We start from the raw sequence: 12,790 nt of genomic DNA, 5'->3' as shown, positions 1-12,790 counted from the left end.
AGGAGGATGAGGTTGTGGGTCAGGCTGCGGGCACGTCGAGCTGGAATTCGTGTGTGCGCCGGCAGGAGCGGAAGCCAAGTGCGTGGTTGACCGCCACCATGTGGACGTTGTCGTGGGCGTTGTCCGTCTCGATCTCGGCCACACCCGGGTGCTCGGCGCGCAGCCGGCGCACCATGGCGGCTTTGGCCCACAGCCCGAGGCCGGACCCGCGGTGCGCGGGCACGACCGCCGTGTCGTACTGCTGCGCCCGCGGCGAGGCGCCGTGGGGCAGGACGATCTCGGTGTAGCCGGCCATGGTGCCGTCGTCGTGGACGGCGGCGACGATCAGCAGGGTGTCCCCGCGGTCAGCGACCACCGCGGTCATGGCGCGGACGGGGTCGGCCCCGCGACTGCGACCGGGACGCCGTCCGCCCCGGTGGCCACCCAGGTCAACTGGTTCGCGGTACCGGGACTCCAACGGTCCAGAGCGATGTAAGCCGGTAGCCACTCGTCGGTGAAAGCGGCGCGCGTGGCGGCAGGCAGTGGGGCGAGCAGCTTCGCCACCGTCGCTTCGTCGGCCCCGTCCTGCAGCCACGGCAGCAGAACTGGTGCGCCCCGGGCGATGCGCTGCGCATGGACGTTGGCGAATCGGCCCCACTGCTCGGCCGTCAACGCCTGCTGGATCAACGGCAGAGCCCCGTCCTCCTCGTGTTCGAGGTGTCCGGCCAGGCCGGTGGCCAGCGCGTCGGTCAAGTCACCCAACCGCAGCGAGTCCACCTGCGGGTCGGCCAGCGCGGTGTCGATGGCCTCGATCAGCGGTCGGATGGCGGCGTGTTCGGCCTCCAAAGCCTCCAGGAGAGCCAGCTCCTTCGGGCGGCCGACCAGGCTTCGGCGCAGCGCGGGCCACAGGGCGTCGTCCTCGGCGGAGTGGTGGGCGTGGAGGGCCTGCTTGAACATCTGCCATCCGGCAGCGGCGGTCAGTACACCCTGTGTGTCACGGTCCGCGGCGGTTGTGATCCGGTCAAGGTGGGCCAGTTCCCGGCGCAGGGCATCGTGCATCGCCCGCACCACGGTCAGATCGATCGCATCACGCCGGTCGGATTTCATGCCCTCAACCCTCGTGCGACTCGCGACGGTGATCAAGGTAGAGTTCCGCGCTGTTCGATAACCGCCGGGTTAACGATGGAGGGCTGGGGAGCCGGTGGAGCTGCGGGACATCGAGATCTTCCTGGTACTGGCCGAGGAACTGCATTTCGGACGGACCGCACAGCGGCTGCACGTCTCCGCGGCACGTGTGAGTCAGGCCATCAAGCAGCAGGAGCGGCGCATCGGCGCCGAGCTCTTCACCCGCACCAGCCGCACGGTGCGCCTGACCGAGGTCGGCCGGCAGTTCCGCGACGATCTGCAACCGGTCTACGCGGGCCTGCACGAATCCCTGGAGCGCGCCCGGCTGGCAGCCCACGGCATCACCGCACGGCTCCGCGTCAGCCTGCTGCCCTTCAACCTCGTCGATCTGCACCCCTACTGGAAGGCGTTCCGCGCGCGGTACCCGCAATGGGGACTCCAGATCCGCCAGGCAACCTTCACCGACGTGTTCGGCCAGCTCCGCAACGGTGCCACCGACGTCGTTGTCCCCTGGCTGCCTGTGGAAGAGCCGGACTTCACCGTCGGGCCGGCCCTGTGCACCGACTCCCGGATCCTTGCCGTGGCCGCCGACCACCGGCTCGCGGGACGGGACTCCGTGCCACTGGAGCTGTTCGCCGACTTCCCGCACGGCACTGCCCTCGGCATGCCGGACTACTGGGAGGACAGTTACCTGCCCTTCCACACCCCACGAGGCCGGCCGATCGAGCGCATCGCGTCCGCGGACCATGCCGACGAGCTGATCAACCTGGTCGGCATGGGCGAGATCATCCACGGCTTCCCAGGCCATGTCACCAGGTACTGGGGTCTGTCGAACATCCGATGGCTTCCCGTCCCCGACCTGACGACCATGACCTTCGCCCTGGTCTGGCGGACCGAATCCGAGAACGACCTCATCCGCGCCCTGGCCGACACGGTGCGAGATCTCGGCGTGTTCCGATTCTGACGCGAACGGAGGCTTAGGGCTCTGGCGGTCAGTCGGCTGCCTCGTCCTGGGACAGCCTCGCTCGGTAGCACTGCGTAGCGCCCTACAGCGACCAACCGACGCAATCCCTCGTCACTGCTCGGTCCTTCTCAGCGCACTTCATCCGTTGAGGCCGCCGCGTGTGCACTGGTTGTGAAATGACCTTCCATGAGCCCATCATTTCCGCAGCTCAGAGGCATGTTCGAGTACTACTACGACCTCTAGATCGAGGCTGTTGGCCCTGCTCGACAAACCATCGTCACACGTCCTCTGAGCTGCGAAAACGCCTCTCATGAGCTCTCGGCGATTCTCGTCCGTCCTCGTCCTCGTGTGCACCCGTCGTGCACCGGGCCCGACCTGGACTGACGGGTCATCAGTAGGGGTTCGCCATCTGGGCCCCGTCGCTCCAGCTACACCGAGCGACGGGGCCCAGATCGTCGTCCGCTCGGTTGGCCACCTCGATCCGGCGGAACCACCGCTCGCCAGCCACTCTCCCTATCGACCGTCGGGCCCCGTGACTAGCGCGCATCGGCCCGATCGAAGGCACCGAGGACTTGGCCGCCGGATTGACCGGGGCCCGTGCTCCCCGCCGGACGGCACTGCGCCCCGGCGGAGGTCACGAAACCACGACGGGGGGAAGCGTGCCCCTGTGGCGGGGGTCGGGGATCTCAACAGGCTGTCGCCGTGCGCAGGTGTGCCAGGTAGCGGCTGGGGTCCGAGTCGTGGGCCTGGTCCTGGGCTCCGTGGCGGATGTGGGCCAGGTCCCCGTCGGGGGTGATGCGCAGCATGGTGGTGGCGGCGTGGGGGGTGTCGGTGTGGCGCAGGGTGTCGGCGTCGGTGACGGGGGTGTCGGGTCCGAACATGGCGGTTGCCTGGGGGGCGGTGGCGGCGGGTGGGTGTCCGGTGCGGTTGGCGCTGCTGACGTACAGGCGTGGGAAGAGCGTGAGCAGCGGGGTCAGGGGTTGCCAGCGGGCGCCGAAGAGCAGGAGGTGTCCGTCGCGGAGGGCGGGGGTGGTCCAGCCCGGTGGCGGGGTGTCGGTGCGTACCGGTACCAGGAGGGTGACCAGGTGGTCGCGCAGCAGGGTGAGCGCGGTGCGCAGGGCGGCCGGTGCCAGGTCGAGTTGTGTGGTGAGGCCGGTCCAGGTGGTGTCGTCGTGGACCCACAGGGCGACTTCCTGGTCGGTGGGGCGGCCCTTGGCGTTGTTGACGGCCTGGGGGGTGGTGGCGGTGACGACGTAGGTCAGGGGGCTGGGGTTGGGCAGGATGACGGCCCGTCCGGCCGTCAGGGCGCGGGTGGCGGCACTGGTGTCGAGCGAGGTGGTGGCCGGCATGGGGGCGGGTCCGTTCATGATCCGGGCGTGGCGGCGGTCAGGCCGTCGAGGTAGGCGGCGAAGTCCGCGTCGGCGACGACGGCGTGGCTCTGGCGGTAGGCGCGGTCCTTGACCCAGGCCAGTGCGGTGCGGGTCTGGGCCGGGTCCAGATGGTGGCCGAGTCGCTCGGCGACCGCGCGTAGCACGCGGTGGCTGGCGAGGTGGGTGAGGACCACGGTCGGTGCCAGGCCGAGGTGCTGTCGGGGGTCGTAGGGCTGGAAGGTCTGGGGGTGTGTGAAGGGGGTGCCGGTGGAGATGGTGGCGACGCCGGTGCCCACGATGGGGGTGGTGACGGTGAGCGGCACCCCGGTCTCGGCGGACACCATCCGCGCGATCCCCGGCAGCCGGGTCAGGTCCGGCTGCGTCCACCACGGCTCGCAGCCGGGCCCCAGGACCTGCTCGGCCTTGGCCCGGTCGTACGCGAGGAGGAAGAGCAGCTGCTCGGTGGCGGTCATGCCGCTTCGCTCGGCCATGCCCAGCCACGAGCACGCCGCCACCCGTACCCCGCTCTCCAGGGCGGCCAGGGTGTTGGCCAGCCCGAGGCCGAGGTCGTTGTGCAGGTGCGAGACCAGGACCGCCTCGGGCCCCGCGCCGGCGGCGACCCGCTGGAACAACTCCCGGGTCTGGCCGGGCAGCAGGTCGCCGACCGTGTCGGCCAGCACGATCGTCCCCGCCCCCTGGCCGGTCATCGCGCCGGCGTACTCGGCCACCAGGGCGTGGTCCGCGCGGGGCACGTCCACCAGGCACACATCCACCGCGATGCCGTCCGCCAGACCCACCGCTTCCTTGACCACGTCCAGACCGGCGTCCAGGGCCTGGCGGGCGCCGCTGTGCACCAGGGCGCGGGCGGTGGCCTCGGAAGCGGCCACGATCACCATGACCCGCGCGTGCGCCGCGCCCCGCACCGCGCTCAGCGCCAGCCGCACGTCCGTCACCGTGCCCCGGCAGATCGCCGACGGACTGACCGAGTCCTGTGCCTCCAGGGCGACCTGACGCGTCGCCTCGAACTCCTGCCCGCACACCGCGGGGAACCCGGCCGCGAACACCACGTGCCGAGGCCCGTCCGCCCCGAACACCGCCCCCTGCTCCCGCGCCAGCCGGACCCGGAAGTCGGCACTCATCAACGTCTTGGCCTGAGCACCGTCCCGCGCCGACTCCTCGAACAGCACGACCCGCCCGGCCCGGGCCGACTCCCGTACCACGTCTATCGGCGACAACGCCCCAGCCCCTGTCCCGGCACGGCACGGCATCCGCGCACCGCGATACGTCAAGATCTACTCGGGCGGATCGTAGACCAGGTCCGGGATAACGGCGATGACACGGCATCACCCCGCGCCGACCTGACAGCAGCGCCCTGCCGGCGGCGGCACCCGTTACCGCCGCCTCAAGTGATCCACGTGCCGGCCGGTCGAAGCCGGTGATCTGCCGTGGAGCCCTGTGAGCGTGACCCCGGCCCGCCGGCGGATCGAACAGGCCCTCCGCTCGCGGTTGACGCAAGCCGCGGTTGCGTCAGCAGCAGGCCGCCGGGCTCGGTTCGACGGGGTCCAGGTCCACATCCTGCGCGTCGGGCGCGGTGGCGGCGGCGATACTCGGATCGCGGGCATCGGTCACGTACACCGGCCCACGACGCCACTGACCGGCCAGCTTCCGTGCAGTGTGACGGTGGCCCTGCAGCATCCAGTGCAGCGCGTTGAGCAACCCGTTGCCGTAGGAGAAGTCGTCAACGTCGTGCAAGGTCTGGATGTACGTCGTCATCCGCCGGATGAGACGCACGGGCGGTCGCGACCGTCAGCGCCCGCCGCTCACCGGCCTGTTGGGGGGTGGGGGAAGTGCTTCCGGTTGTCGCGGGTGCTGGGGGCCTCGGGGGTGCGCGGAAGGTCTGGCGTGACTCGACCGCACCCGAGGCGGCGTCGATGGTGATCTTCGCTGGTGTCGGCACAGGTGACGACGGTTCGCCAGACGGGCCTCCAGGCGGCGTCGTGGCGGACGGCGAGGAGTTCGCCGACCTCTGCCTCGCGGCACAGCGGGAGGAGGCTCGACGCGGTCCTGCCGGCGGTGTCGCGCGGGACCGTGACGCCGGGCAGCTCGGCCGGACAGGTCTGCGGGAAAGTGCTGACGGACATAGGCGGTTGCGATGTCGATCGCGTCGCGATCAGGGTCGGCCGGTCGGACCGCGCCCGGGCGAGCCGGGCTGCGACGGCGCCCGCGCGGCGGTGATGACGAGTGCGGTGACGATGAAGGCGAGGTGCCCTCGGAAGACGGCCTCAAGCACCGATGGGACCTGTCTTCCCGGGCTGCCCGGGACGGCGGGGGCTGGTAGGTCGCACCGGTCTTGCCGATGTCGGTCGAACCGGCTGCGGGTGGCGGGGGCTCCTGGTGGCCGGGGCCAGGGGCTTCGGGGTCGTGGGGTGGGTGGTGTCAGGTGCGGAGGTCGAGGGCGGGTTCGGTGTAGCGGGACTTGCCGCAGACGAGGAGGAGGACCGGGGACTCCTGGCGGGGGAGGTCGAGGAGGGCGGAGAGGTGGTGCTCGTCGTAGGAGCGGGCGGGGCGGGCGAAGAGGTCGTGGGCGGCGGCGGCGAGGCTGACGCCGTGGGCGGCCCAGCCGCACCAGACCTGGAGCAGGCCCCAGGCGGCCGGGCCGAGGTCGCGGACGATCGAGCCGAGGTCGGCGGAGAGCACCAGGACGGCGAGGGCGTGCCGGACGCCGCAGTCGTTGGTGGCGGACAGCGGGTAGCCGAAGCCCTGCTCGATGCGGCGCGGGAGGGTCGGGTCGAGTGCCCGCGCGGTGAGGCGGCCGTCGGAGACGCCGTAGCGGCCGACCGGCAGGCCGGCCAGTCCCTGCGGGACCAGGGTGAGCCGGACGCGTTCGGCGACCTCGCGCAGCGGGCCGTCGGGGGCGGGGACGGCGGACCAGGCGAGCAGGTCGCGCAGGCAGTCCTCGCCCCGGGTGACCGGGCGGGCCGAGAAGCCGCTCAGGGGGGCCGGGACGCGGCCGGCGGAGCGGTTCCACCAGACCCGCTCCCAGCCGGGGCCGCCGCCGGGGGGCGCGGGGAGGGCGGGGATCGCCGGGCCGGTGGTCTCGGCCGGGCCCGGACCCAGGCCGTGCGGACGTTCCGGGCGGGGGCGTTCCAGGCGGGGGCGGATGGCCACCGCGCACTCGGCGAGCGAGGGGTGGAGCGACTCGACGCGCAGCCGTTCGTCGCCCGCGGCGTCCGCGCCGCCGCCGGCCGGGTCGAGGTCGGCCGACCCGGCCGGGGCGCCGACGCCGTGCAGGACGACCACCACCGGAGCGCCCCAACTGCCGGGGCCGGTAGCCGCGTTGAGCTCGGCCGCCGCTGACACCGCCGGGCCGGTGGTGGCCACGCTCGCCCGGACGCCGAACAGTTCCGCCGTGACCAGCAGGCTGCGCAGCTGGATGCCCGTCTCCAGGTCCCCGAGTGCGCAGCGCAGGGCGCCGTACGCCGTCGGGAGGTCGGTGTGGCGGGCGGCGAGCAGGACGACGGCGTCGCCGGCGGCCGGGCGGAGGGCGGCCACCGGGCCGGCCAGGACCGGGGCGTCGAGCGCGAGGTCGACCAGCGCGTGGCGGTACGGGTCGAGGTAGCCCGGGTGGTCGGCGCCGGGCGGGACCACCAGGACGTGGACCGGGAACTTGCTGCGCACCGAGGCCGTCACCCGGTGGTCGTTGGCCGGGTTGGAGGGTTCGCGGCGCAGCACGCCGAAGGCGGTGGCGAGGACGCGGCCGAGGAGGTCAGGGCCGTCCGGGGAGAGCCGGCCGGCCGGGTACTCGGCCCCGGCCGACAGGGTGTGGGCGGTGGACGGCAGCGGGCGGCCCCGGTCGGTCCTGGCGGCGGCGGGCGGCAGCAGGGCCGTGGTCGGGACGCGTTCGTCGACCTCGACGGGGGTGTGCAGCAGGCCGCGCAGCGGGCCCTGGCGGAGGGCGAAGCGCAGCACGTCGGTCGAGGTCGTCACGGGGTCCTCCGCGGGGGTTCGGCGAGCCACACCCGGCCGCAGGCCAGGGCGTCGGGCAGCGGGCCGGCGGCCGGGTCGGCCGACAGGCGGCGGGCGGCGACGGTTCGCCCGGCCAGCGGGCTCGACCCGGTCAGCCGGTCGAACAGGCCGCCCAGGCGGTCGGCCGCCGTGTGTTCGAGCGCCCGGGTGCCGGTGACCGGGAACGCGGCGCCGGGCGGGCCAGGCTTGGCGCCCCGCTGGAGGCCGGCGAGGGCTTCGCCGAGGGCGTGGTGGGCGGCGGTGGCGGGTGACGGACCCCACTCGGCGGCCAGCACCTCGCCGTCGGCCGCGCGCACCGAGACCACGCACCAGTCGAGGCCGGGCGCGGTGTGACCCAGCAGCACCGACGGTCGGTCGTACCAGTCGTCCAGGGCGCGCCAGCGGCCGCGGGCGGCGGGCGGCAGCTGCTCCCAGGAGAGTGCCGAACCGGCGTGGGCGAGGGTCAGTTCACGGCCGATCAGGCGCAGCAGGCCATCGAGCAGCCAGCGGTGTGCGCCGGTGCCGGCACCGGGGCTCCAGGGCGCGGCGGGCGGGTCGGCGGCGGGCGGGCGGGCGGCGAGCGGGTCGGCGGCGACGGTGTGGCGCAGGACCCGCAGCAGGCCGTCGGTCCTGGCCTCCGCAGGGTCGGTGCCCCAGCCGGTGAGCGGCCCGGCGGCCGGGGGTGCGAGGGGGTGGAAGGCCGCGAGGTGGAAGGGGAGGACCGGGGTGTCGCCGGGTTCGGGGCCGCGGGCGAGGCCGGTCCAGGGGGTGGTGAGGCGCTCCGCGGCGACGGCCAGGCTTTCCGCGGTCGGGTCCGGATGGGTTTCCACATCGAGGAGTTGATGGATCGTCAGGTCGACTTCGGTGGCGGCCTGAGCGGGGGCGGGGGCGAGGTCGATCCGGGTGGTCTCCGCCGTACGGCCGTGGACCAGCAGGAGCGCGCCGTCGTCCCGGCCGGTACCGGCCAGCAGGTCCAGCAGGCGGCGGGCGGCGAGGGCGCCGGCCAGGGCCGCGCCGAGCCGCGCCGGCGGCGGGCCGAGCGGGTCGAGTTCGCGCCAGGCGTCGGCCCGGGCGACGGCGTGCTCGAAGCGCTCCGCCCGCTCGCCGGCGGGCAGGACCGGGCCGACCAGGATCCGGCCGGGTGCGGTCAGCACGGGGACGTACGGGGTGCCGGGCGGGAGCGCGGCGAGCTGGGCGGGGAGGTCGGCCGGGTCGCGGACGACGGCGATCGCCGCGTCCGGAAGCGGCTCGGGCTCGTCGGTGCCGGGCTCGTCGGTGCCTGGCTCGTCGGTGCCGATCGCATCGGCACCAGGCTCACCGGCGCCGATCGCGTGGGCCGCCAGGGAGCGGACGGCGCTCGCGACGGCGGGTGCGCCCTCCGGGGTGTCGCCGAGCACCCGGACGCCGGCGCGGCGCAACCGGGCGAAGGCCGCGTACGGATCGGCGCAGTGCTCCTCCAGGTGCGCCAGCACGTCCTCGAAGCGGGCCGCGGTGGCCGGGTCGGGCACCGGGCCGCCCGCGTCGAGGTCGAACATCAGGCCGTGCTCGACCAGCGCGTGCAGCAGACGGTCGAGCACCGGCCGGGCGGACTCGTCGCCGAGGCGGGCGACCAGGGTGTCGGTGTCGGCGCCGTCGCAGAGCTCGGCCAGCAGGCCGTCCACCAGCCGGTGGAGGGCGGGCGGACCGGCCAGCAGGACGGAGTGCTCCCCGCGCAGGCAGCGCAGGCCCTTGGTGGTGGGGAGGAAGTGGGTGCCCGGGCGCAGTCGTGCCCTCATCCCCGCTCCGTCCGGTCGGTCCGGTCCGGTCCCTCGCCCCGGTCCGGTCCGTCGGACCAGGACCGGTACTCCAGCATCCAGGCGGTGCCGTGGCCGGGGCCGACGCCCGGAAGGGCCTCCTCCAGCCAGCCCGCGGTGTTCGCCGCCCCAGCGCCGACGACGGAGACGCCGGACGCCAGCAGGGCGCTCGCCAGGTCGACGTAGCGGCGGCGGCGCGGCGGGGCCTGGTCGGCGGGCGAGAAGCCGGGCACGCCCGGGTCGCCCGCCTCCTCGGGCAGCGGGCCGACCGCGACCAGTTCGTCCGGCACCCCGTGCCGTCCGCGCCAGCGGGCGAGGGCGGTGAGGTCGGCGGGCCCGGCGACCGGTCCGGCGGGCTGCGGCAGGTCCGCACCGGGGTACCAGCGGGCGGGTTGCAGGACCACCCGGCCGACCCGCAGCCGGGGCAGGGCGAGGGTGTCGGTGGCGCCGCGCTCGCGCAGGACGGCGGCGGCCGTGCCCAGCGGGTCGAGCGCGGGGCGGCCGGCGCCGTGCAGCCAGAGGGCGATCTTCAGCGGGGCGGGCAACCGCTCGGGCTGGGCGTGGGCGGCGGACAGCACCTGGACCGGCCGGCCGGAACGGTCCAGCAGCTCCAGTTCGTCGGTGTCCCGGCGGTGGGCCAGGGTGACGTGCAGCCAGTCCTCGGCACCGAAGGGGGCGGCGCCCGGGACGGCGGGGCGGTGGTGGTGGCCGACGCCGTGCAGGCCGCGGTCCTCCACCAGGACGGTGCCGTGGGCGGCCGCCCGGGCGGCGAGCCGGGCGCCGGTGCGCTCCAGCCCGGCCCGGTCGGCCAGCCGGAGGGCGGGGGACGCCTCGGCCGGGTGGATCGCCTCGACGGTGAGCAGCCCGGCGCCGCCGGGGCGGACGAGCACCGCGTAGTCGGCGGTCGGGCGGCGGAAGCGCTCGGGCAGCCGCTCGGCATGGGCGGCGAGCGGGCCGGGGGCGAGGCGGGCCTCGCCGTCGGCGGCGAGGATGCCGGCGGTGACGTGCCGGAGGGAGTCGGCGCGCAGCCGCAGCAGCTCGGCGAGCGAGCCGTCGGCGGGGCCGAAGTCGGCGGCGTTCCGCTCGTCCAGCAGGAGTGCGCGGCGGCCGACCATGGTGACCAGGTCGGCTGCGTGGTCGACGAGGGGGACGTGCGCGCCGGGGCCGAAGCGGTCCACGAAGGCCGTGGTGAGCATCGCCCGGGCCTCGTGCACCCGGTCGAAGAGGGCGGCCCAGGCGGTGATGGCGGCGAGGTCGGCGAGGGCGTCCCGGTAGCGGCCGGGGGCGACGGCGACCGGTGGGAGGGTGTGCTCCTCGACGGCGTGCAGGCGGATCGGGTGGGTCAGCAGCCGGTTCAACCGCGCCTGGAGCGGCTTGAGGTGCTGGACGGCCTCGGCCCGGCGGACGGAGTCGGCGGCGCGGGCGGCGTCGAGTTCGGCCCGGATCGCGGCCAGCACCGGGGCGGCGGGGTGGTCCCGGTCGGCGGCGAGGGCGGTGGCCTCGGCCAGCGGATCGGCGGCCTGTTCGTCGAACACCGGTCCGGCGACGAGCAGTTGGGCCCGGACGGCGTCATGGACGGTCTGCTCGGCGCCCGCCGCGTCGCCGTCCAGGCGGGCGGTGAGTTCGGCGATCAGACGGCCGGTGGGCAGCGCGCCGGACTCCAGCAGGGTCAGCAGCAGCCGGATCCGCCGGGTGACCGGGACGGCGACCAGGCGCAGTTGCTCTCCGTCCCGGCGGTGGAAGCGGGCCTGGGCGCGGACCTGGCGCAGGGTCCAGTTGGGGCGCAGGGTCGGGGGCAGGGCGGTGCCGGTCGGGGGGTGGAGCAGGGTGCTGGCGGCCAGCGACACCAGGGTGCGGTCGAGGCCGAGCGCGGACCGGCCGCCGTCCGGATCCGGGCCGGGTACGGCGGTGTCGGTGTCGGTGTCGGTGCCGGCCTCGGCGTCGGCGTCGGCGTCGGCGTCGGCCTCGGTGTCGGCGGCCCAGTGCCCGAGGGCCAGCGCGGTGTGCCCGGTGGGCGGGCCGCCGCGGTGCAGGGCGCGGGCGATGGCCTCGGCCAGCCGCTCCTCCCCCGCGGCGTCGCCGGCCAGACAGGCGGCGACGGCCTGCGCGGTGCCGTCCGGGTCGAACGCGGCGGGGGCGCGGAAGCGCTCGTCGGCGGCGGCACGGCGCACGGCTTCGCGTTCGGCGTCGAGCGCGGCGCCGTACCGGTCCAGCACGGCGCGTTCGGCGCGGGCGGCGCCGTCGGGGGCACCGCCCGGGACACCGTCGGGTGTTCCGCCCGGAACGCCGTTCGGGACGGCGGCCAGGGCCAGCGCGCGCAGCGCGGCACGCAGACGGCGGGCGGAGATCCGGCGGGCCGGCAGCCGGTCGGTCAGGACCACGAGCGGGTCGGCGAGCACGGACGGCCGGGCCGTCGACGCGGGGGCGAGGGCGCCGCTCATCCCGCGACCCCGGCGACTCCCGCAGTTCCGGCGACTCCCGCGGGGGCACCGACCGAAGCGACCGCCCCGGTGAACTGCGGCCGCACCCGCTCGACGAACAGGTCGAGGCTCCGCTCGGCGTCCGCGCCGCCGAGCCCGCCGAAGTCGACCTGCCACAGGATGCCGTCCAGCCCGATCCGCTCGTCGAACCGCCCGACCAGGTCGGCGATGTGCTCGGGCGAGCCGACGAAGGCGGTGTCGGTGGAGCGCAGGTCCTTGGCCGTCATGGTGCGCACCACGCTGCCGAGCCCGGTGTACTGGGCGTAGTCGGTGGAGACGGTGTCGTCCCAGGTGTCCAGCGCGGAGCCCCAGACCCGGAGGTACTGGTCGAGGTACGGGTCGGCGATCTCCCGGGCCTTCTGGTCGGTCTCGGCGACCAGCAGCGGCAGGCTGGCCATCACCCGCGGCCGCTCGCCGGGGTGGTGGGCGGCGAAGGACTCGCGGTAGCGGTCGACCAGCGAGGTGTCGAAGTGCCGCCCGGTCGGCGTGATCAGCAGGCCGTGCCCGAGTTCGCCGATGCGCTGGAAGCTGGCCGGGGTCTGCACGGCCGCGACCCAGAACGGCGGGCGGGGGGCCTGGGTGGGCCGGGGCAGGACGGTGGCGTCGCGGAAGCGGAAGTACGGGGTGTCCTCGGTGACCCGCTCCTCGGTGAGCAGCCGGTGGACGGCGGCGATGGTGGCCTCGAAGCGTTCGCGGCTGCCGTCCATCGGGATCTGGAAGGTCTCGAACTCGTGCGGCAGGTAGGCGCGGGCGAAGCCGACCTCCAGCCGGCCGCGGCTGATCGCGTCGACCATGGCGATGTACGAGGCGAGCTTCACCGGGTGGTGGAAGACCGGCAGGGTGCAGCCGGTGATCAGCCGGATGTCGGTGGTCTGGGCGGCGACCGCGGCCAGGAAGGTGAGCGGGCTGGGGCAGTAGCCGCCGTACGGGTGCAGGTAGTGCTCGGTCATCTTGACGTAGTCGAGACCGGCCAGGTCGGCGGTGCGGCAGAGCGCGAACACCTCGGCGTAGTAGTCGCCGGGCGACTTGGTCTCGGGGGAGGCGTCGGGCAGGAAGGAGACGCCGAAGCGCATG

At 74.8% G+C, this 12,790-nt stretch carries 10 protein-coding genes; 1 reads left to right on the top strand and 9 read right to left on the bottom strand.

All coding sequences use genetic code 11. From position 1 onward, the window contains the following. Positions 1–19: 19 nt before the first annotated feature. Positions 20–364 (bottom strand): GNAT family N-acetyltransferase, encoded by a 345-nt coding sequence (locus AB0Q99_RS09165; RefSeq protein WP_363569683.1) that lies wholly within the window; start codon positions 362–364, stop codon positions 20–22. Next, positions 361–1,086: a hemerythrin domain-containing protein gene (locus AB0Q99_RS09160; protein WP_363569682.1), complete on the bottom strand. Its 726-nt coding sequence runs from the start codon at positions 1,084–1,086 to the stop codon at positions 361–363. Before AB0Q99_RS09160 ends, AB0Q99_RS09165 begins: the two co-directional genes overlap by 4 nt. A 94-nt stretch (positions 1,087–1,180) precedes the next feature. On the opposite strand from AB0Q99_RS09160, the gene AB0Q99_RS09155 reads away from it, so the two are divergent. Further along, complete coding sequence (locus AB0Q99_RS09155; protein WP_363569681.1) at positions 1,181–2,068, top strand: LysR family transcriptional regulator; 888 nt, start codon at positions 1,181–1,183, stop codon at positions 2,066–2,068. A gap of 686 nt (positions 2,069–2,754) precedes the next feature. On the opposite strand, the gene AB0Q99_RS09150 is transcribed toward AB0Q99_RS09155, so the two are convergent. The 7 genes from AB0Q99_RS09150 to AB0Q99_RS09120 form a co-directional block, all read right to left on the bottom strand. Then, complete coding sequence (locus AB0Q99_RS09150; protein WP_363569680.1) at positions 2,755–3,417, bottom strand: hypothetical protein; 663 nt, start codon at positions 3,415–3,417, stop codon at positions 2,755–2,757. A 14-nt stretch (positions 3,418–3,431) separates the two neighbouring features. Next, positions 3,432–4,673, bottom strand: coding sequence for a 2-isopropylmalate synthase (locus tag AB0Q99_RS09145; RefSeq protein WP_363569679.1), 1,242 nt, complete (start codon positions 4,671–4,673; stop codon positions 3,432–3,434). Between the two features lie 292 nt (positions 4,674–4,965). Continuing rightward, positions 4,966–5,211, bottom strand: coding sequence for a hypothetical protein (locus AB0Q99_RS09140; protein WP_363569678.1), 246 nt, complete (start codon positions 5,209–5,211; stop codon positions 4,966–4,968). Between the two features lie 663 nt (positions 5,212–5,874). Next, on the bottom strand, positions 5,875–7,425 hold the full coding sequence (locus AB0Q99_RS09135; protein ID WP_363569677.1) for a hypothetical protein: 1,551 nt from the start codon (positions 7,423–7,425) through the stop codon (positions 5,875–5,877). Next, positions 7,422–9,218 carry a hypothetical protein gene (locus AB0Q99_RS09130; RefSeq protein WP_363569676.1) on the bottom strand — a complete coding sequence of 599 codons (1,797 nt, stop codon included), beginning with the start codon at positions 9,216–9,218 and terminating at the stop codon, positions 7,422–7,424. The genes AB0Q99_RS09135 and AB0Q99_RS09130 overlap by 4 nt, the downstream gene beginning before the upstream one ends. After that, positions 9,215–11,677 carry a hypothetical protein gene (locus AB0Q99_RS09125; protein WP_363569675.1) on the bottom strand — a complete coding sequence of 821 codons (2,463 nt, stop codon included), beginning with the start codon at positions 11,675–11,677 and terminating at the stop codon, positions 9,215–9,217. The genes AB0Q99_RS09130 and AB0Q99_RS09125 overlap by 4 nt, the downstream gene beginning before the upstream one ends. Beyond that, positions 11,674–12,789, bottom strand: coding sequence for an LLM class flavin-dependent oxidoreductase (locus AB0Q99_RS09120; RefSeq protein WP_363569674.1), 1,116 nt, complete (start codon positions 12,787–12,789; stop codon positions 11,674–11,676). The genes AB0Q99_RS09125 and AB0Q99_RS09120 overlap by 4 nt, the downstream gene beginning before the upstream one ends. Position 12,790 lies beyond the last annotated feature (1 nt).

Source organism: Kitasatospora sp. NPDC086791 (genome assembly GCF_040685975.1).
In the GTDB taxonomy this organism is placed as follows: domain Bacteria; phylum Actinomycetota; class Actinomycetes; order Streptomycetales; family Streptomycetaceae; genus Kitasatospora.
Note: the sequence above shows the minus strand (reverse complement) of the source record. Positions and strands in the feature narration are given on the sequence as shown.